The 23,728-nt window shown below is 38.5% G+C and carries 22 protein-coding genes; 19 read left to right on the top strand and 3 right to left on the bottom strand.

Features of this window, described 5'->3' with window-relative positions:
- Window positions 1-149: 149 nt before the first annotated feature.
- Window positions 150-2,579 (top strand): hypothetical protein, encoded by a 2,430-nt coding sequence (locus tag K0B81_08560; GenBank protein ID MBW6516645.1) that lies wholly within the window; start codon window positions 150-152, stop codon window positions 2,577-2,579.
- Window positions 2,580-3,035: 456 nt separating this feature from the next.
- On the opposite strand, the gene K0B81_08565 is transcribed toward K0B81_08560, so the two are convergent.
- Together K0B81_08565 and K0B81_08570 are read right to left on the bottom strand one after the other, a co-directional pair.
- Entirely contained in the window at window positions 3,036-4,760 is a 1,725-nt protein-coding gene (locus tag K0B81_08565) for a hypothetical protein (protein ID MBW6516646.1), read from the bottom strand.
- Window positions 4,757-6,316 (bottom strand): hypothetical protein, encoded by a 1,560-nt coding sequence (locus K0B81_08570; protein MBW6516647.1) that lies wholly within the window; start codon window positions 6,314-6,316, stop codon window positions 4,757-4,759. The genes K0B81_08565 and K0B81_08570 overlap by 4 nt, the downstream gene beginning before the upstream one ends.
- Window positions 6,317-7,257: 941 nt before the next feature.
- Here K0B81_08570 and K0B81_08575 point away from each other — a divergent pair.
- Genes K0B81_08575 through K0B81_08585 form a run of 3 tightly spaced genes read left to right on the top strand, consistent with a single transcriptional unit; the run spans window position 7,258 to window position 11,267 of the window.
- Window positions 7,258-8,676 (top strand): PLP-dependent transferase, encoded by a 1,419-nt coding sequence (locus tag K0B81_08575; GenBank protein ID MBW6516648.1) that lies wholly within the window; start codon window positions 7,258-7,260, stop codon window positions 8,674-8,676.
- Between the two features lie 30 nt (window positions 8,677-8,706).
- On the top strand, window positions 8,707-10,059 hold the full coding sequence (gene thrC / locus K0B81_08580) for a threonine synthase (GenBank protein MBW6516649.1): 1,353 nt from the start codon (window positions 8,707-8,709) through the stop codon (window positions 10,057-10,059).
- The gene (locus K0B81_08585) at window positions 10,056-11,267 is read left to right on the top strand and encodes a cofactor-independent phosphoglycerate mutase (protein ID MBW6516650.1); all 1,212 of its coding nucleotides are present in this window, start codon (window positions 10,056-10,058) and stop codon (window positions 11,265-11,267) included. The genes thrC and K0B81_08585 overlap by 4 nt, the downstream gene beginning before the upstream one ends.
- 81 nt (window positions 11,268-11,348) lie before the next feature.
- On the opposite strand, the gene K0B81_08590 is transcribed toward K0B81_08585, so the two are convergent.
- Complete coding sequence (locus K0B81_08590; GenBank protein MBW6516651.1) at window positions 11,349-13,601, bottom strand: T9SS type A sorting domain-containing protein; 2,253 nt, start codon at window positions 13,599-13,601, stop codon at window positions 11,349-11,351.
- 365 nt (window positions 13,602-13,966) lie between these two features.
- On the opposite strand from K0B81_08590, the gene rsmG reads away from it, so the two are divergent.
- The 15 genes from rsmG to K0B81_08665 all read left to right on the top strand — a co-directional run.
- Window positions 13,967-14,593, top strand: a complete 627-nt coding sequence (gene rsmG, locus K0B81_08595) for a 16S rRNA (guanine(527)-N(7))-methyltransferase RsmG (protein ID MBW6516652.1) — start codon at window positions 13,967-13,969, stop codon at window positions 14,591-14,593.
- Window positions 14,590-15,348, top strand: coding sequence for an AAA family ATPase (locus K0B81_08600; GenBank protein MBW6516653.1), 759 nt, complete (start codon window positions 14,590-14,592; stop codon window positions 15,346-15,348). Before rsmG ends, K0B81_08600 begins: the two co-directional genes overlap by 4 nt.
- The gene (locus K0B81_08605; protein MBW6516654.1) at window positions 15,345-16,199 is read left to right on the top strand and encodes a ParB/RepB/Spo0J family partition protein; all 855 of its coding nucleotides are present in this window, start codon (window positions 15,345-15,347) and stop codon (window positions 16,197-16,199) included. Before K0B81_08600 ends, K0B81_08605 begins: the two co-directional genes overlap by 4 nt.
- 21 nt (window positions 16,200-16,220) lie before the next feature.
- On the top strand, window positions 16,221-16,913 hold the full coding sequence (locus K0B81_08610) for a M23 family metallopeptidase (protein ID MBW6516655.1): 693 nt from the start codon (window positions 16,221-16,223) through the stop codon (window positions 16,911-16,913).
- 20 nt (window positions 16,914-16,933) lie between these two features.
- Entirely contained in the window at window positions 16,934-17,347 is a 414-nt protein-coding gene (locus K0B81_08615) for a polymer-forming cytoskeletal protein (protein MBW6516656.1), read from the top strand.
- A complete protein-coding gene (locus tag K0B81_08620; protein MBW6516657.1) occupies window positions 17,316-17,561 on the top strand; it encodes an AtpZ/AtpI family protein in 246 nt (81 codons plus the stop codon). The genes K0B81_08615 and K0B81_08620 overlap by 32 nt, the downstream gene beginning before the upstream one ends.
- Window positions 17,545-17,946: an ATP synthase subunit I gene (locus K0B81_08625; GenBank protein MBW6516658.1), complete on the top strand. Its 402-nt coding sequence runs from the start codon at window positions 17,545-17,547 to the stop codon at window positions 17,944-17,946. The genes K0B81_08620 and K0B81_08625 overlap by 17 nt, the downstream gene beginning before the upstream one ends.
- 38 nt (window positions 17,947-17,984) lie before the next feature.
- Window positions 17,985-18,881 (top strand): F0F1 ATP synthase subunit A, encoded by an 897-nt coding sequence (gene atpB, locus K0B81_08630; GenBank protein ID MBW6516659.1) that lies wholly within the window; start codon window positions 17,985-17,987, stop codon window positions 18,879-18,881.
- 14 nt (window positions 18,882-18,895) lie between these two features.
- Window positions 18,896-19,645 (top strand): ATP synthase F0 subunit C, encoded by a 750-nt coding sequence (locus K0B81_08635; protein ID MBW6516660.1) that lies wholly within the window; start codon window positions 18,896-18,898, stop codon window positions 19,643-19,645.
- Window positions 19,646-19,662: 17 nt separating this feature from the next.
- On the top strand, window positions 19,663-19,905 hold the full coding sequence (atpE, locus tag K0B81_08640; protein ID MBW6516661.1) for an ATP synthase F0 subunit C: 243 nt from the start codon (window positions 19,663-19,665) through the stop codon (window positions 19,903-19,905).
- Between the two features lie 75 nt (window positions 19,906-19,980).
- Window positions 19,981-20,469: a F0F1 ATP synthase subunit B gene (atpF, locus tag K0B81_08645; protein MBW6516662.1), complete on the top strand. Its 489-nt coding sequence runs from the start codon at window positions 19,981-19,983 to the stop codon at window positions 20,467-20,469.
- On the top strand, window positions 20,466-21,023 hold the full coding sequence (locus tag K0B81_08650; protein MBW6516663.1) for a F0F1 ATP synthase subunit delta: 558 nt from the start codon (window positions 20,466-20,468) through the stop codon (window positions 21,021-21,023). The genes atpF and K0B81_08650 overlap by 4 nt, the downstream gene beginning before the upstream one ends.
- A gap of 24 nt (window positions 21,024-21,047) precedes the next feature.
- Window positions 21,048-22,547, top strand: a complete 1,500-nt coding sequence (atpA, locus tag K0B81_08655; protein MBW6516664.1) for a F0F1 ATP synthase subunit alpha — start codon at window positions 21,048-21,050, stop codon at window positions 22,545-22,547.
- A gap of 31 nt (window positions 22,548-22,578) precedes the next feature.
- A complete protein-coding gene (gene atpG, locus K0B81_08660; protein ID MBW6516665.1) occupies window positions 22,579-23,439 on the top strand; it encodes an ATP synthase F1 subunit gamma in 861 nt (286 codons plus the stop codon).
- A 27-nt stretch (window positions 23,440-23,466) separates the two neighbouring features.
- Window positions 23,467-23,728 (top strand): F0F1 ATP synthase subunit beta (locus K0B81_08665; protein ID MBW6516666.1); only part of this gene is annotated, 262 nt, incomplete at its 3' end.

Here is a 23,728-nt window from a genome sequence, read left to right on the forward strand (position 1 = left end):
TATGGGGTCAATGCCCCATACTATACCACAATTATAAGGAATAACAATGAACATGACCGACAACTGTCGTCCTGAGTTTTCTGCCAACGGCTTCTTGCTTTATCCGGACAGAATGTATCGCAGGGTGGCAATATGAATATGGAGTAAATATGAAATATTTGGTCTTTATTACTATTAATTTACTTATGCTATCAAATCTTCTTTCGGTAACCTGGGAGATCAAACAAGACGGAACGGGAGACTTTACTACTATAGGAGCCGGTATTACCGTTGCCCAGGATGGTGATATACTCCTTGTCTATCCCGGTATCTATTATGAAAGGATCAACTATCAGGGAAAGAATATTACTATCACAAGTCTCTATGACGGAGACGAATATGACGAGAGTTATATTGCCAACACGATAATAGACGGTAACCATGAAGGTACTATAGTGATCTTCAATTCCGGAGAGACAAGGGATGCCATCCTTAACGGCTTTACTATCCGTCACGGAAAGGGTGAATTTCATATCGGTAATACACTAAGAACAAGAGGGGGAGGGATTTACATTTATTATTCATCTCCTACCATCAGTAATTGCCGGATAAAGAACAATCGTGCTTTTGTAGGTGGCGGCATTAGTCTTGTAACGAGTGGCAGCCCTTTTTTAAAGGGTAATGTTATAAGCCACAATCATTCGGTTGAAATGGGAGGATTAACAGCTGGCATGGGTACTAATATCGAATTTTGTAACGAGTCACCGAATAGTATATACCTCAATTATGGGGGAACAGCTGCTGATCTGTTTCTGGGTAATACAAATCAATCATCTGTTATAATCGACACTATGACAGTACTCAATCCTGACAGGTATTTTGTTGCTTTTCGTGATGATGTTCCTCAAGACTTTGAATTAATCGTCAATCACGGCAAGATCGAACCGGTTGCCGCAGATTTGTATGTCAACCCCGATGGAAGCGATACCAACAGCGGCTTATCACCGGATGAACCTCTTCAAACCATAATGATGGCGATGATCAAGATTTTACCTGATAGTTTGCATCAAAGAACCGTTCACTTAGCAGAGGGGATATACTCCCGTTCTGCCAACGATCAGCTTTTCCCGATCCAACCCCGAAACTATATCAATATTACCGGTGAATATAAAGATACAACTATCCTGGATCTAGAAGAGGAGACTTTGGCTTTCTTTAATTTTACCCTACCCGCCTTTCATTTCCCCGGAGTAGATCAAGCACCTTATTCAAGAAACTATACTTTAAAAAATCTTACTATCGTCAACGGAAGTAATCCCATGGGTGATGTCGGTTGTGGAGCAATGTATTTATATTTCAACTCCTCTTTCACATTAGAAAACATAGATATCTACAACTGTCATACAGGAATTGGTCCGGTAGTTCAACGAGGAAGAGAAACAGTCCCTATTTGGCACAGTAGTAATATTACTCTTAGGAACTTGCATTTACACGATAATAGCGGAAGTCGTGCTCTCCAAATTCGCAGTGATTATGGAATGGAGCCAAACTTGTATGCAGAGAATATCAGAATCCGAAATCATCTCCCCGGACCATTCAATCCCAATTACACCGGTGGCGAAGGATGTGCTTTCTCTCTTGGAACCCGAGACATGGATACTCATACTCCTCTCTACGCCGATATAGTCAATATGGAGATAACTGACTGCAGTCTTTATAATTCTTTCCCACCCTGGGCAAATCTCCCTTCGAGATCAAACTTTGTCATAGAAGGGTCTTCCGGTCACGTACGGATAATCAACTCGACTATTGGCAACAATTACTCGGCTTCCATAAATGGTGGTGGCTTATACATTGGAGGCTCTTTTAATCTGGAGCTCATCAATTCCATATTATATGGCAATACGACCCATCAAATCTCATTGGAAAACGATAGTCCTCAACCGGGTAATGTTTATATCTCACACTCTTTGATACAGGGTGGTGAAGATAACATCCTTTACTATAGCAATCCCAATACAACAGTTCACTGGGGTGAAGGTAATATCGATGCCGACCCTTTATGGTTGGGAGTGGTTGATCCTGATTATACCGGTGATTATCCCTATATGTTATCGGAACACTCTCCGGCAAGGAATGCCGGTACTCTCGATATACCGAACTTCGAGTTCCCTCTCTATGATCTGGCAGGTAACCCTCGCATCTATGGCGATTCCATCGATATAGGAGCTTACGAATGGAACCCGGAAGCCAGTATAGATGATAACGATACTTATCATGTTACCACACTTCATACTTACAATCTTCATAACTATCCTAATCCGGTGGTAAACTTAAAGGGTATGGGTAGAGGAAAGGGTGTAGGTACCAATATCAGTTTCATCATGCCGAAAGAGGGACATGTCGTGATCGATATCTATAATGTCAAAGGGCAGTTTATCAGAAGATTGATCAATGCTTTTATGGTAGCTGGAGAGTATAATTTCTTATGGAACGGTAAAGACGAACAGGAGAGAATAGCCGCTACCGGATTTTACATGTATAGGTTAGAGATAGACGGAGAAACAGTAGCTACCGGAAGATGTACGTTTATTAAATGAGACATTATGGAAACCATAGGGGGCAAAGCAAGCATTGTCCACTAATACACACGAATGAAAAACAAAAAACACGAATAAAAGAGTGGAATGGTGGAATGGTGATAAGGTGATAAGGGAAGAGAAAGAGCTTCATAGGCAATATGGCTTTGCTACTTTGTCAGAAAGTCAGTTCATGAATAGAAGTTAGTAGTAGATTCATTTGTTAATAAGCCGTTAAAGTTATTAATAAGAATCATGCTTTCACCCGGTTGATAACTCCGTTCTACCATTAGGGAGCACACGAGTCGGCCGCATCCAACTCGTCTACTCCCCTTAGATAAAAGGGGAGAATAAAGTATTCAATCAACAAGAGGGAAAATTCTCTATTCTTGTTAATTATGGTCTAATTTGTTGATAAAAGAAAAACCCCGTGAAGCAGGATTCAAACATGTTTCACGGGGTTAGTTTATTTACAGATTAGAAGCGGAGTGAGAATGATATTCTGAGATTTCTGATAAAATCGGTATTCCAAACCTCAATATCATCTTGATCAAAGAGTCCCATCAAATCTATCTGGAGATTTCTACTCGGTATGAAACAGACCCCATAACTGTATATGGTTTGCGAACTTCTCATTTTGCGACTTTCGCTGCCAATCTCATAGGTGTTATCTTCAATGTAGATGATCGGGTCATCTTCATCAGGCAGATAGACGTGAGTAATTTCCGGTTCAACATGTGTAGGTTGATAAAGAGTATTAAAAGTTTCTACACGTTGTGTAAATTGAGAACCAAACCTCAATGCCCACTGTCTGTTATTAGTAAACCAGTATTCTAATCCTACAGGAATAGAAAAGAGATTGATCCGGCGTTGATGCTGACTTTTTCCTCTAATAGCAGACTCAGTATCAGTTGTATATAACCATTCATCCATCGGGATAAAATATGCCGTTTCCGAAGATTCGTATGCTTGATGGAAATCGTTTTCAATATCGAAATCGGTATAATGATAGCGTAATCCTGTACCAAAGAAAGTTCTGTCATTAAGGGGATAACTGAAACGAATACTGGTCAAGAAATCGGTACTCCTTATATCTCCCTTCTCTGACATAGTGTCTGACCAGCCGAAAGATTCTGAGATATCGAAAACTTCATCTATCGTATCTCTTTCATAAGCCATTTCTTGGAAAGTCTCATTATCCAGAATATGAAATCCGATCTGGGCATGGGCTGAAATAAAGCCATCATGTCTTCTCTCCGGCATTTGTCTGAAAGTGTACCGTGCACCGCCATTGAAGGCAATAAACAAACCAGCCACCTCTTTTTCATAGCAGTAAAGAGCATTTTCCTGAGTCGGAGAGAGATATATCTCGTCTTCGGTAAATTCATTTTCGTGGATAGTAGCCAAAACCAGACCTACTCGATATTCTATATCATCGGGTTGGAATGAATAAGCAAAATGATTCATCCATCTCACATCTCTCAGTTCTGTTTCAAATTCACCGTTTCTGGCGATCTCCAGTTCCAATTCTTCTTGAGTTGGATCATTCTCCGGTAAATTGAAAATTTGCTCCAGATAATCAAAGGTTGGTGTCCCGGAACTGTACCCCAACATGTTGTTGCTCAGATAATTATAGCCGCTTTTTGTAGTAAATAGTCCCGTTTTAAACCCGACTGCATGTTCTTCATTAATCTGATATGACAGATTGAGATAGAACTCATTTCCAGAATGATATTCGCTATTCTCGAAACTCTGTTGCACTATGTGATGCGTATCATAAAGACCGTTTAGATTGGTATCCCTGAATTCTTGCCAGATATGTTCAACCTCACCAAAACCCACTTCTAGCCATTCACCGTAAGGATTAGGATAGAATTGAATTGGTCGTGGGTGTTTATTATCATAGTAAGTAGCCATAAAGGCAGCCCTGAAACCTTCATAGAAGATCTCATCGGTTGAGATAGCCATCAGAAAATGATTAGAACCATCATTCATGAAAATCCTGTCTTCTGCTGACAAATTACTCAAGTTAGTATATAGCCGAATACCGGAGACATATCTTATATCGAGCGGATCTAGTATAAAGTCCAGATTATCAAGGAGGGCTCTACCGGTAGAGAGATTCCTAAAGGAATTGATCTCTTGTGAAAAAAGTGCTGTGGCAATAAGGGTCAGACATATAATTATGATTAGCGTTCTCATTTTAGACCTCCCAGATTAGCTATGGTATCAGGATTTTGGAAACTTAACATTACCTGAGGTTTATAATTCACTATGATTGAAGTATAAGCATTCTCCTGATTATCTGTATCAGAACGGGTGTAACGCATCCCATTATCTGTATAGAAAATATATTGCCGACCTGTCGGGTTATAGGATGGAACAAGATTAAAGGAGGTGTCGATCAAGATGCTTGATACTCCGTCCCATAGGAAGGGTGTTTCAAATTCCAACACATTCCACTGACTAACGACCGGCAGAAACGATGAATTGTAATAAACCTCTTCAAGACCAACTTGTTGATGTTCTGAAGCATCAGTAGCGGTTGTATGACTGATCTTGATCTTGAAATCGGGTAGGGGATGATTAGGTACATTCGTAACAAAATATGCTATTGAATTTAACATTGCCGGTCCTTCAAAACCGGCAGCATTAATCTCTGCTGCTGTATATACGCTCTGGGTCCTTATACTACGGTACCAGATATTTATTGGAGCTGCATCACCAGCTTCATTAGAATTAGTACCGCTGCCAATTTGGACCATAGTCTCGTCGTATAGAGTTACTGTGAGAGTATTGGAAATATCTGTTTCATCGGGTACATCACCATAATTATTCACTGCAGTTACAGCATAGACATAAGTCTCTCCATACTCTAAATTATACTCATCTATATACGATGTCTGATTAGGTAGGTCTATAGTTCCCACAACAGCAAAAGCATTTACCGGTTCAGATTCTAAACGCCGGTATATCTTAAATTGATCTTCAGCAGTACAATTCTCTTCCCATAACAACTGAACCTGTCGCTGACCCATAATTTGGTGAGCGTTGGTCAGAATTGGTGGCACCATAACATACTCGACTAAAACGCTGATATTTGCTACTGCTGTGGTATCATAAACTCCGGCTTTGTAGAGAGAATAGTTATAGACATTGAAGTTTACAACATCTGAATCATAGAAATCATAATAGAATGTCGGATCTTCATAAGGTAGTTGGGGAACTTCTGCCAGAAATTGATCCTCTTTCTCTATAATGAATGTGCCGGGGATATCGCTTCGATCTCTCCAGAGTAACCTTACTCGGTCACTCTGCGGTATAGTAAAAGAAACTTCAGGGGATTGGACAGACGCTGTCTTTACCGTTAGGGTATCAAAAGAATTCATCCCTGTTTTTAAAAGTGTGGTTACCATATAGTAATAATAATTATTGGAGATCAATTCTTCATCGGTAAATGAATTATGATTACTGTTAGCTATAGTTTTAATTAGCTCATTATCACGGTATAGCTTATAGCATAAAAAGTCCTCATCAATACTTCTAGCCCAACTAAACGAAATTTGTTCAGGTCTAATATTACCATTCTGATAACCGATATAAAAACTATTATCGCTCATCAGAAGGTCACGATCAAATAAAGGTTTACGGGACGCATTATCCGGGATATAGATCTCGGGTTTAATGATCTCCCTTTCACAACTTGCTACTAAAAATAGCAGACACAACAACAATGCAAAAAGCAACTTGTTTTTCATTAGTAGATTACCTCCTCTTAAAAGTTTTCGTGTAGAATTTACATAAGCCCTATAATTATTTACCAAATAGAAAGTTACCTATAATTGTCAATGTTTTTTATGATTTTACACTTCATCTGTGTTGTTTCATTAGTAACAATAAATTGTCATCCTGAGTAATCTGTCATTTGTAACTTGGTATTCATTTCGGTAGATTGTATCGAAGGATGCACTTTTTGAAAAGGTTTTCTGCTTTTTTCCCATTTTTGTTGATTTCGTCGATCTCAGGACAGGATTAAAGTAGTCAACAACACATGGACTACACAGGCTCGGTTTATTGTATTTTTAACCCTTCGATACAATTGTTGGCAGGAAAAGCAAGAAGCTTCTCCAAGAATCACTCAGGGTGACAGTTGTCTATTTTCAATTACCATCATCTCAAATAAAACTATTCTTTTGTCCTTTTGGTATGGCACTTTTTCTTTGTCATCTCGACTGACCCCGCTTTCTTCGTCATCTCGACTGAAACAAGAGTCATGTTAGTGACTCTTGCGTAATGGAGAGATCTCATCACCGACTCAGATTAAACACACAATCATGCTTGCTTTACAAATATCAGTGATAAGATGCCTCGACTTCGCTCGGCATGACAAAAGGGGAGGGTGTCATCTCGACTGAAGAAAGAGTCACGTTAGTGACTCTTTCGTAATAGAGAGATCTCAAAACCGAGCAAGTTTAAAAAAAGAATCATGTTTCTTCGACCATAAATCTTCATTTACTATCTTATATAATCATTATCAGTACAGCTTTTAAGATGCTGTGCTAATGGAAACTTGGTGACTATGAGATCATTTAAAAAACAGTTGACATTGAGAGCAACGAACTCATTTATTGCGACACTAAAAATTAAGGAGCAAATCATGGACGGGAAAGAACGTTATCTTCAAGCAGCGAAAGAAGCAATGCAATGGCACGAAGAATATCGTCGTAAGATGAGAAAATCTCGCTTCGATACGATAGCTGTGCATGGGCTTTATTCAATGCAAGAGGCCTTAGATTTTAATCAAGGTTCAATTATCGAACCGATGTATTTATCAACTTCTCAAACTTATCGTGATTCTGATGAAATGGAATTGGCACTCGGTTATCAGATTCCCACCTGGTGTTATGCACGAATAGCTAATCCCAGTATGTATTATTTGGAAGCATTGTTGGCACTTCTTGAAGAATATCGAACAGGACAAGAAGCTTCCTGTCTGGCAACAACATCAGGCATGGCAGCTATCCGAACTGCTGTAGATGAATTTCTTCATCCAGATCCCAAAGACCCGAATCGCCCTCGAAATTTTGTGGCTACTTCACAGGTCTATGGAGGAACATATCAGCTCTTCTCAGTGAGAAAAGATTCTGAATGTTGCTGTGAGTGGCGAAAAGTGATTGATTCTACTAATCTGGAGGAATGGGAATCGCTGATCGATGAAAATACCCGTTTTCTTTATGGTGAGCTGCCCAGTAATCCGACACTTGCATTTTTTGATATCGAAAAAGTAGCACAATTGGCTCATAAATACGGTATCCCATTGATAGTAGATGCGACAGTGGCAACTCCAGCATTAATGAGACCGTTGGCTTTCGGAGCTGATATTGTTATTCATTCGGTAACCAAATCACTCAATACAGGTGGTTTTGGTACTGCCGGAGCTATAATAGCCCGTAAGAACATTCCGGCTAAGATCGATAATGAAGCGTTGAAAGCAGATTTTTGCACCTATCTGAAGCTCCTGCCCGGTAGAGACTACGGTCCGAACCTGTCTCCAATGATGTGTAATCTGGTGATCAACGAGATTCGCACACTGAGAATGAAAATGGACGCTATGTCCCACAATACAATGAAAGTAGCAGAATTTTTAGCTACTCATAAACATATAGAAAAAGTCAACTATCTCGGTCTGGAGAATCATGAATTACATCAACTTGCTAAGAAATACATGTTCTTAGTCGATGCAGAAGATGATGAACAGTATATGAAACCGGTAAATCGCTATGGTCATTTGATGTCTTTTGAGGTTAAAGGTGGCGCTGAAAAAGCCCGACTTGTTTTTGACGGATTTAACATGATCTGGCGTGCTACAGATCTGGGAAGAATTAAATCGGTTGCCACTATTCCTGCTATATCTACTCACTCCCAACAGGGAGAAGAGGGACGAAAACTTGCCGCTATCCCGTCAAATCTCATCCGCCTTAGTGTTGGTGCTGAACATGCTGACGATGTTATCAAAGATATTGATCAGGCATTGGAACTGCTTGACGGTAAGGAGATCAAACATGATGCTCCTAATTATTCTGTCGGTGGTGCTTCTTCTGCTCGTTTGAGAAAGTAATATGCCAATAGAATGAATCGGAGATCATTAATGCTCTATTATTCAACTAATAAAAAAACAGCACGAGTTAACTTCAGAGATGCTCTATTAAAAGGATTAGCTGAGGATGGTGGGCTTTATTTACCTGAAACCATTCCACAGATCAGTTTAGCTGAAATCACTACCCTGAAAGAACTCGATTATACAGAGATAGCTTTCCGGGTAGTCAACAAATTCCTTGCAGATGAAATACCTGAAGAAGACCTGCGAAGATTAATCACTGATGCCTATAATTATCCCGTCCCTTTAGAAAAGGTCTTTGACAGAAATTATGTCATGCGTCTTGATCAGGGTCCTACCGCATCTTTTAAGGATTTTGCCGCCAGATTGATGGGGAGATTGATGCAATTCTATCTCGCCTTAAAGCAGAGTAAATTACTTATTTTAACTGCTACTTCGGGAGATACCGGCAGTGCTATTGCCAATGCTTTTTATGGGCTTGATAACATCGATGTCGTAGTCCTCTTTCCAAAAATGGAGGTTACTGCCCGGCAAAGAAAACAGATGACCACGCTCGGCAAGAATGTCGAAATCATCTCTATCGAAGGAAAATTTGACGATTGTCAAGCTCTTGTCAAAAAAGCATTTATCGACCCGGAGCTAACACATCTGCCTCTCTCTTCAGCAAACTCTATCAATATCGGTCGGCTCTTACCACAGACTATATATTACTTCTATGCCTATGCCAAATTGTTTGAAAAAGAGGGAGAACAAGTCGTTTTCAGTGTCCCATCAGGTAATTTTGGTGATCTGATGGGTGGCTTGATAGCCAAGCACATGGGACTTCCGGTTCATAAGTTTGTCGTAGCAACCAACGAGAATGATGAGTTCCCTCGTTATATAGAAACCGGTGAATATAGAGTTATCTCCCCTTCCCGCAATTGCATATCGAGTGCGATGAACGTAGGACATCCCAGCAATGTTGCTCGGTTGATAGCGCTCTATGGTGGTAATATGAACGAAAAGGGCGATATCTTAGAACCGGCAGACCTCAACAAGATCAGACAAGATATGTATGCTATAAGCATTACTGATAAAGAGACTGAAGAAACGATCAGCAAAGAATGGCAGGAACACAGGTTACTATTGGAACCACATGGTGCTGTTGGTTGGGCTGGTTTGCTACGTTATCTGCAAGATAATCCACAAGATACAGAAAGAATCTGTGTCTCCTTAGAGACTGCTCATCCGGCTAAATTTCCCGAAAAGATACAAGAATTACTTAAACTCGATCCTCCGCTTCCGCCATCATTACAAGGTTTGGATGAGAAGGAAGAGTTTATTATCCCCTTAAAAGGTGATTATCAATCATTTGTAAAATTTTTGCAGGATAATTATCGATGAGTAAAAAGACGATTATAATACTCGGTGATGGGATGGCTGATTACCCGATAGAGAAGCTCGGTAACAAAACCCCTTTAATGGCAGCTCATAAACCTAATATTGATCTTTTAGCCCAAAAGGGTTCTTGTGGTTTGTTCAAAACAGTTCCCGATGATATGCCTCCCGGCTCGGAGGTAGCTAATCTGGCAGTATTAGGGTATAATGTCCATCAGGTCTATCAGGGACGTGGGGTCTTAGAAGGCGCTGCTATGGGTGTGGAAATAGGAAAAGATGATCTGGCAATGCGCTGCAATCTGCTCTGTTTAGAGGGTGATATTCTGAAAAACCATTCTGCAGGACATATTCCAACCGAAGAGGGTAGAGAATTGATCGCTGCTCTGAACGAAGAATTTGCCAACGATATGACCCGCTTCTACCCAGGAGTTAGCTACCGCCATCTCTTAGTAGTAAAAAATGGTAATCCTTCTATTAACTTAACTCCACCTCATGATGTTCCGGGAAAACCTTGGAAGCCGTATTTACCAAAGTCAACAGCCCCTGAAGGAGAAGAAACCGCTAATCTCCTGACTGATCTTATACTACGCTCACAAAACTTGCTCAAGTCCCATCCGGTAAATTTAAAGAGGCAGCAGGAAGGGAAAGACCCGGCAAACTCGGTATGGTTTTGGTCAGCAGGTAAAAAACCGCAAATGCAAACATATCAAGAACTCTATGGCAAAACCGGAGCTGTTATTTCCGCAGTTGACCTTTTACACGGTATTGGGGTTTATGCCGGTTTTAAAGTTATTCATGTCGAGGGAGCAACCGGATTATACAATACAAACTATGAGGGAAAAGTTGCTGCAGCTTTAGATGCCATCAAAGAAGTTGATCTCGTTTACCTGCATATCGAAGCAGCTGACGAAGCGGGTCATGAAGGGAATGTAGAGTTAAAGGTCAAATGTATTGAGGCAATAGATCAACGAGTAGTAAAGCCGATAATGCAGGCAGCCAAAGAACTTACCGACCATTTTACCATTGCTTTTCTACCGGATCATCCTACACCCTGCTCTATTAAAACTCATACTCACGACCCGGTGCCATTTATCATATATAAACCTGATGAATCCGGTGATGGTGTTGAAAGGTATGATGAAGAAAGTGTTAAAATCGGGCGTTACGGTTTGATTAAAAACGGAGAATTTGTCAAAAAGCTATTTGAATTGTAAATATACTATGAAATGGTCTTATATGAGGATCTGTATTACTGTTCTACCAGGGTTTGTCGTTTAGCATTACAGGACACTAACTTAATTTAGCAACAACAGCTTGTTGCAAATTGTTCCTGATTCTGTAACTATTTGATAGAAATAAACACCGGAAGCCACCTTTCTATCCCTCTTATCTCTACCATTCCAAAAAACACTATTTAATCCAGCATTTCTGGGTTCATCTAAGAGGTTTAATATTTTCTGCCCTTTTATATTATAGATGTAAATTCTGGTTCTGGTTGCTACTGGAAGATTGAAAACGATATTGGTTTCAATATTAAATGGATTAGGGTAGTTATAAGCCATAAAAGGATCAGGATCTTCTTCAGATATGCTTTCTCTAAGATAGGGGTAACCGTCATTTTGCTCGTATGTTTCGTCTGCAATCCAAATATTCATAAAATCCCAGTTTACATAAGTCTTCTCTGCATAAGGATAGGTCATCTCAACAGTTGTTCTACCTTCACCACCAGCACTCGATTCTTGTCCGGAAGTTTCCATATTCCAGTAACTATCAGCTACAATCGAATTATAAAAAATATCATCATTCATCCCTACCAAACCACCTACAAAGTCTTGTCCACTCACTAACCCGGTACTATAACTCTTCGTCACTATAGAACCATCATAAATATTTGATCCTACCAAACCACCAACATAATTGATTCCATTAACGTCACTCATACTGAAGCAGTTTCTAACAATACTATTTGAACGATAATTATTTTCAAAATTTATTATTAAACTTTCATCGAATACTTTCGCTATTAAGTAATCATAATCATGCAAAATGTACATAGGACTATTAGTACCCACCAAACCACCAATATTATTGCTTCCTGTTATACTACCTTTACTATAACTATTACTAATATCAGAAGAACTATTCCAACCTGTTATGCCGCCTATAGAATCAGTTCCCAATACTATGCTTGAGCTATAGGAGTTGAGTATATACGAATTTAGGTTAGTACCCACAAGACCGCCAATATATCGTTCTCCGCTAATATTACCGAAAACGAAGCAGTTATCTATAACTGAATTATTACCATTCCAACCTACAAGTCCACCTATATATTGACTTCCGGTTATTACCGCATTACTTAACCCAAAATTTGATATAGTGGCATTATAAGTTTGACCAAACAATCCAATGTAAGGTATCATCTCTAATTCGATACTCAAATTATCAATTGTATTATTAGAACCGTCAAAAACACCAGCAAAATATGGAATGAAAAAGTTATGCTCATTACTTAAATCAAGACTATTTGCCAGCAAGAAACTGTATTCGTTAAACTGACCAAAGATTAGTAAATGTTTCAAATCATTAATGTCATTGATTAAATTGTTCTCCCCGTCACTGAGAAAGAAATCTTCAATATCTAAGACCAGATTGTTATCTAACCATTCTGAGAATTGAAAATCATAAAGAGCTCCTATAGTGATAACATTTTCACTATTTATTAATACAGTTTCAAAATTGTAATAACTGTTTCTCACCATTGAATTGTAATTTTGACCTATTAAGCCACCTGCAAAAACAGCATCTCCAGTAATATTTCCGGTACTGTAACTGTTGATTATCGTGCCATGATAATAATTACTCCCCACCAATCCGCCTATCAATTCATTTCCTAAGACATTTCCTGTACTGTAACTGTTACTTATCGTGGAAAAACTCTGCAGCCCTGCTAAACCACCAACAAAGTAATCACCACTAACATTTACCTCACTGTAACTCTCATTTATATAGGAATTATACAGATTATACCCAACTAAACCGCCAATACTGCTTCCACCGGTAGACATTGCTCGTATTAAACCTGTACTATAGCAACTGTTAATAATAGAGTTATTATTAAACCCCACCAAACCACCAATATAACGATATCCTATTATATCAGTATTTGTAACACCAAGATTAGATATTGTAGCGTTTTCTGTATAACCAAACAAACCTTGAAACCAATCATTTGGACGATTGATCATTAAGCTATCAATAATAAAGCCATTTCCGTTATAATTACCCTGGAATCTGCTTGTAAAAGATCCTAACGGTATCCATCCTTCTCCTTCGTTCCAAGGAGCTACCCCCAGATTAATATCTGCCGTCTGGATAAAGTATTTGTCGTTATGCGTTTCACCTAAGTAATAACGTATATTATTCAGATGTAATGCAGTCTCAATCTGCCAGGGATCCAATTCAGTACCTGAACCTCCGGCAAATTGAGCTAACAACACACAAAGAGACGAAACGCTCAAAAACAGTAACAATACTATTTTTCTCATCTTTTACCTCCAGGAAATAAGAGAATAATTAATAGTTTATGATCAAAAGAGGTTTTCCATGATGATATTTTCGAATCCAAGTCATTTCTTCATCCCTTTTTTCAAGAAGACATTACGTTGTAAGTAAAAGACTATTTATTATTTATACAAACCTTGTTACAAATTAAACGAGAAATTGTCAATTCTTTTATCATATCCGGCTAAGTTCTCTTACACGCTGCATTAATATTTTAGAAGTTACGCTCCATAACTACCAACCATATGCTTTGAAACAGTATTAATAAACGATTTCCTTGACAGTTGAAATGTAGTTAAAACTCTCATCAATAATAAAATGATGAGGTTACATGGGGCAAAATAGAGAAATGTTTATAGAATATCTAAAAAATGCATTTTCTGATCCTCAGGAGCAAATAATAAAATTTGATCTGTTTCATGATCTACTTTTAGAAGCAAATAAAAGGGTAAATCTCATCTCTCGTCAGACTAAACCTGAACAGCTTTGGTCATACCATTTCTATGATTCGCTACTTCCTCTGTCTTGTGATGTTGACTTTAATAGTAAAATGGTTATGGATCTAGGTTCTGGTGGTGGTTTACCCGGTATTCCTTTAGCAATATCAAATCCGTCTACTCTCTTTATTTTAATGGATTCACGAGAGAAAAAAATCCTTGAGTTGAAACAGATGATCAAAAAACTTGACTTGAATAACTGTTATCCGATTTGTAAACGACTGGAAGAATTTCGTTGGAGTGAAGTAGAAAACCTGATTCCTGAAAATGATGGGCTTGATGTTATCGTCTGCAGATCGGTTAAGATAACTCCCAAGCTCCTAAGGAAAATGCGAGTTTTGTTAAAAGATGCGGGATATATTCTGTTATATAAAGGAAGAGAGATAGAAGAGTCTTGGCTGTTGAAAGATGCTGAAATCTTATTAAAAGAAGAAAAGCCATGGGGAGAAAGGACTCTTTTAAAAATTAACAAGATATGAAAAAGATAATTGCTATCGTTAATCAAAAAGGTGGTGTCGGCAAGACAACCACAGCAGTTAATTTAGCATCTGCTATGGGCTTATATGAAAGAAAAACACTTCTGATCGATTTTGATCCTCAGGGCAATACGAGTAGTGGTTTAGGGATAGAAAAAGAGCAATTAGACCTACATATTTATGATGTTCTGATCAATAAGGCAGAAGCAAAAGATGCCATCAAAAAGACCTCTATTAAATATTTGGATATCATACCGAGTAATATTGATTTGACAGGTGCTGAGATCGAGTTAGTGAAGGAATTTGCCCGAGAAAACAAATTGAAGGAGGCGCTGAAACCGATCTTAGATAGTTATGAATATATCCTCATCGACTGTCCTCCCTCTTTGGGATTATTAACCATTAATGCCTTAACAGCCAGTACCGATGTTCTAATACCTATCCAATGTGAGTACTATGCTCTGGAGGGGGTTAGTCAATTGTTAAATACGATCAGATTGATCAGGAAGAATTTGAACCCGGACCTCAATATTTTAGGTGTTGTGATGACAATGTATGATAAACGTCTCAATCTATCTTTCCAGGTAGCTAAAGAAGTTCGACGCTACTTTCAAGAGAAGATCTTTGAGACAGTTATTTATAGAAACGTAAAATTAGGTGAAGCTCCAAGCTTTGGAAAACCGATATTTCACTATGATATCAGTTCCATGGGGGCAAAAAATTATCTGCAATTAGCAACGGAAGTATTGGCAAGATGAGTACAAGATTAGGTCGTGGTTTGGATGCATTGATCCCTACTGGTGATGAATCTATAGATCGTTCAACAAGAATTACAACGGTTAAGATAAATAAGATCAAACCAAATCCCTACCAGCCTAGAATGAACATTGATCAAGAAAAACTACAAGAATTAGCAAATTCATTGATTGAGAGCGGAATGATTCAACCGATAATCGTCAATAAAAAAGAGGATTCAGAATATGAGTTGATTGCCGGTGAAAGACGCTTAGAAGCTGCTAAATTAGCCGGTTTTACTGAAGTTCCGGTTATTATACGTTCGGTCTCTCCTAAAGAGCAGTTACAATATGCCTTGATCGAAAACATTCAAAGAGAAAATCTTAACCCGATAGAAGAAGCCAAAGCTTATGAACAGTTACAGAAACAATTTAAGCTAACCCATAATGATATTGCTAAGTATGTAGGAAAAGATCGGAGTACGGTAACTAATTCTATCCGTTTATTAAAACTTGAGCCGACGGTTCAGGAAGCAATCGTCCAAGAGAGATTAACTCAAGGACATGCCAGAGTTCTATTACAACTCAAACCAAGCGAACAACTTTCCTTTGCTAAAGATATAATTCATAAACAACTCTCCGTCAGGCAGACAGAAGTTAAGATTAGCAACTATATAGCTGGCAGGAAGATAGGCAAAAAAGATGTCAATGAAGATAAGAAAAAATATTATGCTAAAATAACTGACTCACTCCAAAAAAGCTTTACTTTGCCGGTAAAGATCAATCCAAAATCAGAGGGTGGTTCGATCACATTCACATTTAAAAGTGACGAGCAATTTCAGAAATTGATCAAGAGATTACTCAATAAAAAGTAGATTTAAAGGGTTAAGAGAGATATGTTCAAAACTGTCCTTATAATACTTGTTATTCTCCTTTTGATTCTATCGGTATACCTCTTGGTAGTTAACAATAAACAATCAATCAAAATCACCCAACAAGAGAGTGACATCGAAGCCCTTAATGTCTATGTTCAATCCCTGAATGATAAATTAAAAAACTATGAACAGGACTCGGAAATTGGTGTTGCTATCCCCAAGACCCAACAGATAAGAGACTTACTAGATAATTACTTGCGCGATCGTAACAAGCGAGATTCTGGGATAGATATAAGCATAAGCACTGAAGAGTTGAGGGAAGATCTGGAAGAATTTCAACTAAGACAGCGATTCATACCTAATCAAATCCCTATAAAAAAGGATTTTGTTGTTAGCCAATCTTTTTCAGAAAATCATAAAGGTATTGATTATGCCGCTCAATTAGGTGCTGAAGTAGTTGCTGCTGCCAGTGGTGTCATTAAATCTAACTATGAAGACAAATATTTCGGAAATGTCATTATCATTGACCATCTTAACCACTATATAACTTTTTACGCCCACCTTGCCAGAACTTTTCATCAAGAGGGTTTCTTTGTAGAGAAAGGTCAAGTTATAGGTTTAGTAGGTAGTACAGGGTTTAGTAAATATCCGCACCTGCATTATGAAGTAATCTATCGAGGAGAAAATTTTAATCCTGAGGATTTAATTGAATAATAAAAAAAAGGAGAATCGTTATGCTCAAGAATCGTAAAGTCGAACTATCAACGATAATCGGAAAAGGGAGTACTATTAAGGGAAATTTACAGATCCATGGTGGTATAAGAATAGATGGTCTCATTGAAGGAACAATAGAAACTGATGGATTTGTTATTATAGGTTCATCAGGAAAAGCTAAGGCAGATATTAAAGCTAAAGAATGCCTTATCTCCGGTGTATTAGAAGGGAATGTTACTGTTTCCGAAACCCTAGAACTCGATAAAACATCTTGGGTTACTGGGGATATAGTAGCCAAAGTACTGACCGTTACTGCCGGAGCAATGATAGTAGGCACTTGTCAGATGGGAGAGAAAAAACCACCAAGACAAGCAAATGTAATCAAGGATGTCTCTTCCGGTAATGAAGAATCTGCTAAAAAAGCTACAAATTAAAGATCCTGAAATACTTCAGGGTTTATCATTAATCGGTCATTTAGGACTGAATGTCGTCATTTCATTACTCATCTTCTTTTTTCTCTTTCTCTGGTTGGATCGAAAACTACAAACAGGAAATATTCTATTGATCGTAGGGATCATTATCGGGATCTTCTCCGGAGTATATCTTAACTATAGATTTTTAAAACGTTTCTATGACAAAAAACGATAACCTAACTGCCAAATATGTCAGAGAGATTTTATCTATTGTTTTCTTGACAATTATCGCTGCTATTATGTTTTTGCCAACGAGATTCGGTCAGGCAATAGGTTGGATTGCAGGTTCTATAGGTAGCGGACTTAATTTTTATTGGCTTTATTTAAAGGTCAAACGAAGTATAGCCGTTAATCTTCAAGGAGCTCAATTGCAGTCCTTTAAAGGATTCTATCTCCGATATCTTTTTCTGACTATATACTCAGTATTAGTAGTTGTTTTGCTGAAACCGGATATCATAATTTTCGGGTTGGGATTGGTTAGTGTTCAGATAGTAATCTATCTACACTATTTTATCGGTTTGTTAAGAACTGGGCAGAGAGAGAAGGAAGATGAAAATTGAGTTTAGTTTAACAGAACAGTGTAGTAAGGAATGTTGAGATGACAAAGAAGAAATTGATCAGATTGTTTCTTATTTTCTTGGTTATTCAAGCGATCCTGTCTATTGGTCTCGATTATAAACTCAATATCGGCATAAACCCTGAAAAAGGTAGATTTGCAATCTGGAATACACCCCATCCAATGACAATACAAGATCGTATTATTGAAGAATTTATGCCTGATCAGTATGTACGTGATAAGGGAATAACACCCAAAATTTATGGCAGTGAGAAACTCTACAACTTTTTCGCATATTTCTTTAATGATAATGCTCTGAATGCTTTCTCTCTATTAAGAATGATCTTTATTCTGAACTGTATATTGATAGTTATTGCTCTGCTTATCCGTCAGAATCTCTCACGAATACCTTCCAAACGTCAGGTTCTATTTGAGCTGATACATAGCTTTTTTGAGAATCTAACTTCAGAAACATTGGGTAAGAAATATGCCTATTTTACACCTTATGTTCTAACAATATTTATCTTTATTTGGTCTGCTAATTTCATTGGTGTAGTACCGATCCCCGGCTTTATGGAACCAACCAGAAACATAAATGTTCCTCTCGGAATGGGATTGATGGTTGTGGCTGTAGTACATTTTATGGCTATTAAAAAGAAGGGACTATTCCCATATTTGAAAGGGTTTACAGAACCTTTTATTCCATTAGCACCAATAAATGTAGTTGGAGAGTTTTCCAAAGCGATCTCAATATCATTCCGTCTCTTTGGTAATGTTTTGGGTGGGGCAATTATCCTTATTGTAATCTCATCTTTAGTTAGATTTATAATCTTACCAGTCGGTTTGAGTCTGTTCTTTGGACTGTTCATAGGCACTATTCAAGCATTCGTCTTTACTATGCTGGCAATAAGTTACATCGCCGTAGAAATATATGAATAACGGAAAATCGCTTTATGATAGAAAGTGTTGAAATAGTTCGTATTGCTACTTATTTAGGGGCTGCAGTTAGCGTCTCACTTGCCTCTATCAGTGCAGGTTTTGGAGAAGGTTATACAGCCGGCTTAGCTAATTATGCTTTAATGAAGCAACCTCAGACCAGCGACCAGATGTCCCGTTCTATGTTGGTTAGTCAAGCAGTTACTGAAACGGGAGCAATATTTTCACTCGTCATAGCACTCTTATTGCTCTTTGGAGGTGTTGACAGAGGCAGTGTAGGATTAGTTAAAGCGGCAGCTATCTTAGCTTCCGGTTTAGCAATGGGTTTAGGGAGTGTCGGTCCCGGGTTCGGTTCCGGATACACTGGTGGATACGCCTGCCTTGCTTTGAGCAGAATGCCTAAAAAACATAATGAAATTACAGGAAATATGCTTATTGGTCAAGCATTGGCTCAGGCGAGCTCTATCTTTGCACTTGTCGTTGCCCTACTACTTATTTATGCGATCCCTGATTTTGAGGGTTTGGATCTATCTCAACAGATTGTCAGAGCAGTATCTTACATCGGAGCAGGTCTCTGTATCGGATTTGGTACTCTCGGTCCCGGTTCTGCTATAGGTTATGTAGCAGGCAGGGCAAGTGATATGATCGGTCGTTATCCTCGCGAGAGGACATTAATAATGAGAACCATGTTTGTTGGTGCCGCAGTTACGGAATCAACAGCTATATATTCGTTAGTAATCGCATTTCTATTAATGTATGCACTTTAAATATTATTGGAGGTAAAATGGAATTCGAATTAATCGCCAAAGCAGCAGCTTTCTTAGGTGCAGGGATTTGCATGGGTATCGGAGCATTAGGACCCGGATTGGGTGAAGGTTATGTTGCCGGTAAAGCATGTGAAGGTATTGCTCGTTCTCCTGAAAATTCAGCACTCTTGACCAGAACAATGTTATTAGGTCAGGCAGTATCCGAATCTACAGGTATCTACTCCCTGGTTATTGCTCTTTTACTTATTTTCTCAACCTAATTTGAGCATTAAGAAGCAGAAATCTTAAATCAAGTCATCCCTTGGGGTGACCCAGAACTGAGGAGTAATAAGTAAATGATAAGTATTGATTATTCATTAATCATTGTTATCTTGAATTTCGTACTTTTACTGATCATCTTGAACAAGATACTCTACAAGCCGATCAAACAGTTTCTCGTAGAGAGGCAAAGCAGTATAGCCACTGACCTAGAGCAGGCAGAGAAATCTAAGATAGAGGCAGAAGAACTCGTTAAGAAACAAGAAGAGGAGTTCAAAGAATCTGCCTATGAGATTAGAAAGTTAAAAGAACAGGCAAAAAAAGATGCCGAAATGAAAGGTGACGAGATAATCAAAGAGGCACGTGACAGAGAGAAGGTAATATTAGCCGATACAGAAAAACAGCTTGCCCATGAAAAGCAGAAAGTACTGCATGAAATAGAAGGAGAGCTGGGAGAGAGAATTACCTCTTTGACCACTACTATTATCGGTAAACATATTGATGAAAAGATAGATGCTGAAATGATTGAACGTCTCTTGGAAGAAGAACGGAGCAAGAAGAAGTGAAGATTCGACTGTTAGCCAGACGTTATGCTCAGGCATTCATCGACAACATCTCTGAACGAGATTTTGATACTATTTTCGATGACATCAAAACAATCCGATCTTTTATTGAAGAATACCCGCAGATAGTAAAAATTCTCCAATCGATATTAACTCCAAAGAAGAAAAAGATAGAATTATTAGATGCTTTGGCAGCTGAGAATCAATCTGAAGGTTTAGCTTTAAAACAGCGAAAGTATTGGCGAGGATTATTGAATGTCTTAATAGTTAAACACAGGATACAAATTCTTGTAGAGACAATTGATGAGATCGAAAGATTGCTGCTTCAGCGACAGAATAAAGCAAAAATCACTCTGTTTCTCTCCCGAGAACATGCATCAGATGTAGCAAAAAAAGTAATAGATTATGTAAGCAATATAACCGGCAAAGAATTGATACCACAGACAGTAATCAACCCGGATATAATTGGCGGTTTTGTTGCCACAGTTGATTCATTGAGAGTAGATGGATCAGTTAAACACAATCTGGAGAAATTCAAAAAAGTAAAGAAATCATGATCAAATAATGACAAGAGGAAGAATATGAAGATACAGCCAGATGAAATAAGCACAATTTTGAAGCAGAAAATTGATGAATTCAAATTCGAAATAGATATTGATGAAACCGGACAGGTCATTGAAGTCGGTGACGGCATTGCCCTTATTTATGGCTTAGATAAAGTAATGGCTGGAGAAATGTTGTTGTTTCCCGGCGATGTTTACGGTATGGCACTCAATCTGGAAGAAGAGTATGTCGGCTGTATTCTCTTTGATGAGTCACGTAAAATTAAAGAGGGTGATATTGTTAAGAGAACTAACAAGATACTCAACGTTCCTGTTGGTGAAGCGTTATTAGGTAGAGTAGTAAATCCTTTAGGGCTACCGATTGACGGTAAAGGCGAAATTAAAAGTGATAAATATGCCGATATAGAACGCAAAGCACTCGGTGTGATTAAACGTCAACCAGTGAAAGAACCGTTACAGACCGGATTAAAGGCGATCGACTCGATGGTGCCCATTGGTAGAGGACAAAGAGAATTAATTATCGGAGACCGACAAACAGGAAAAACTGCCATCGCGATCGATACAATAATAAACCAAAAAGATACAGACGTTATTTGTATCTATGTTGCTATCGGGCAAAAGAAATCATCTGTGGCAACTTTAGTAAAGATCTTACAAGATTTTGGAGCGATGGATTATACTATTATTGTCTCAGCTACCGCCTCGGAACCCCCGGCTTTACAATATCTGGCTCCTTATGCCGGTTGTACTATCGGAGAGTTCTTCAGAGACAATGGTAAACATGCTTTGATCATTTATGATGACCTATCTAAACATGCTGTATCTTACCGTGAGTTATCATTACTATTGAGAAGACCACCCGGCAGAGAAGCTTATCCGGGTGATGTTTTCTATCTTCATTCCCGTCTTTTGGAAAGAGCATCCAAACTCAATGACGAGTTAGGCGGTGGTTCTCTAACCGCTCTCCCAATAATCGAGACCAAAGCAGACGATATTTCTGCCTATATCCCGACTAATGTGATCTCTATTACTGATGGGCAGATCTATCTTAGCAGCCGTCTGTTTTATTCTGGTATCAGACCGGCAATTAATCCCGGACTATCAGTATCACGTGTCGGTGGGAGTGCTCAGATCAAATCTATGAAAAATGTTGTGGGGCAGTTACGTTTAGACCTTGCTCAATACAACGAATTGGAAGCTTTCGCCAAATTCGGTTCTGATCTGGATAAGGCTACTCAAGCACAGTTACAAAGAGGTGAACGGCTAATTGAGATCCTAAAACAGGATCAATATCAACCGTTACCTATAGCAAAACAGATTTTTATCATCTTCATGGCTAATAACGGATACTTAGACGATATCGAGATCAGTAAAGTAAAGGAAGTCGAAAAGGAACTATTCCATACTCTTGATGCCGAATACACAGATTTCATGAAAAAGCTTACTACTGAGAGTTTGACTGATGAGTTGAAGAATCAGATGCACGATATCTGTAAGAAAGTAATAGAAAAAATGTGATTGAGTAATCAGAAACTGCAGGGAGCTATAAGTGGCTAACATTAGAGATATCAAGAATCGCATCGTATCAATAAAAAATACACGGCAAATTACCAATGCGATGAAGATGGTGGCAGCATCCAAACTGCGTAAAGCTCAGGAAAGGATAATCAATGCCCGCCCCTATGCCGATTATATAGATATGATGATCAGAACCATAAAATACAAGAACCCCGCTGCCAAACACCCCTTCCTTTACAGCAGAGAACATGCAAAGAGTGATAACACTGCATTACTTGTCTTCACTGCAGATAGAGGATTATGCGGTTCTTTTAATTCTAATATCATCAGAGCTGCCAATAAGTATCTGGAACAAAATCATCAAACAGATGTTATCTGCATCGGCAAGAAAGGTTACGATAACCTGAAAAAAAGAACAGACAGAGTAATAGAAAAATATCTCAATTACTTCAATGTCATAGATTTTGATACTACCAAAGATATTAGCCGGCTTGTAATAGATCTCTATATGAATAAGGGATACGATAAGATAGATGTGATCTATAATGAATTTAAATCGGCAATTCAGCAAAATATTATCAGCCGTCAATTGCTGCCAATAGTCCCTATGGACTCTGAGGTCGTTTCTCAAACCGACTTCCTTTATGAACCGGATGAAGATACTATCATCGAGGAGTTGGGAGAGAAGTATGTTGATGTCGAGATCTGGCGTATGATGTTAGAGTCTTCTGCTGCTGAACAGGGTGCTAGAATGACCGCTATGGATAATGCAACCGAAAATGCCAGTGAGTTGATAGAACAACTCACCTTGCTCCACAACAGAGCAAGACAGGCATCTATAACAACTGAAATTATAGAGATAGCTTCCGGAGCTGAAGCGATTAATGAATAGAATATTAAAACAAAGATAGAGGATAAGATGACTGAAGGAAAAGTTATACAGATTATTGGACCAGTAGTAGATGTGGAGTTTCCGGAAAGGAAATTACCGGCGATCTACAACTCCTTACGGATCAAGAGAGGAGACCAGATGGACTTAGTACTGGAAGTACAAATGCATCTCGGAGAGAACAAAATCAGAGCAATTGCTATGGATTCCACTGATGGGTTAGTTCGTGGTACAGCAGTCCAAGATACAGGAGAGCCAATAACTATTCCTGTTGGGGAAGAGGTATTAGGTC

This window comes from Candidatus Cloacimonadota bacterium (assembly GCA_019429305.1).
GTDB lineage: Bacteria > Cloacimonadota > Cloacimonadia > Cloacimonadales > JAJBBL01 > JAHYIR01.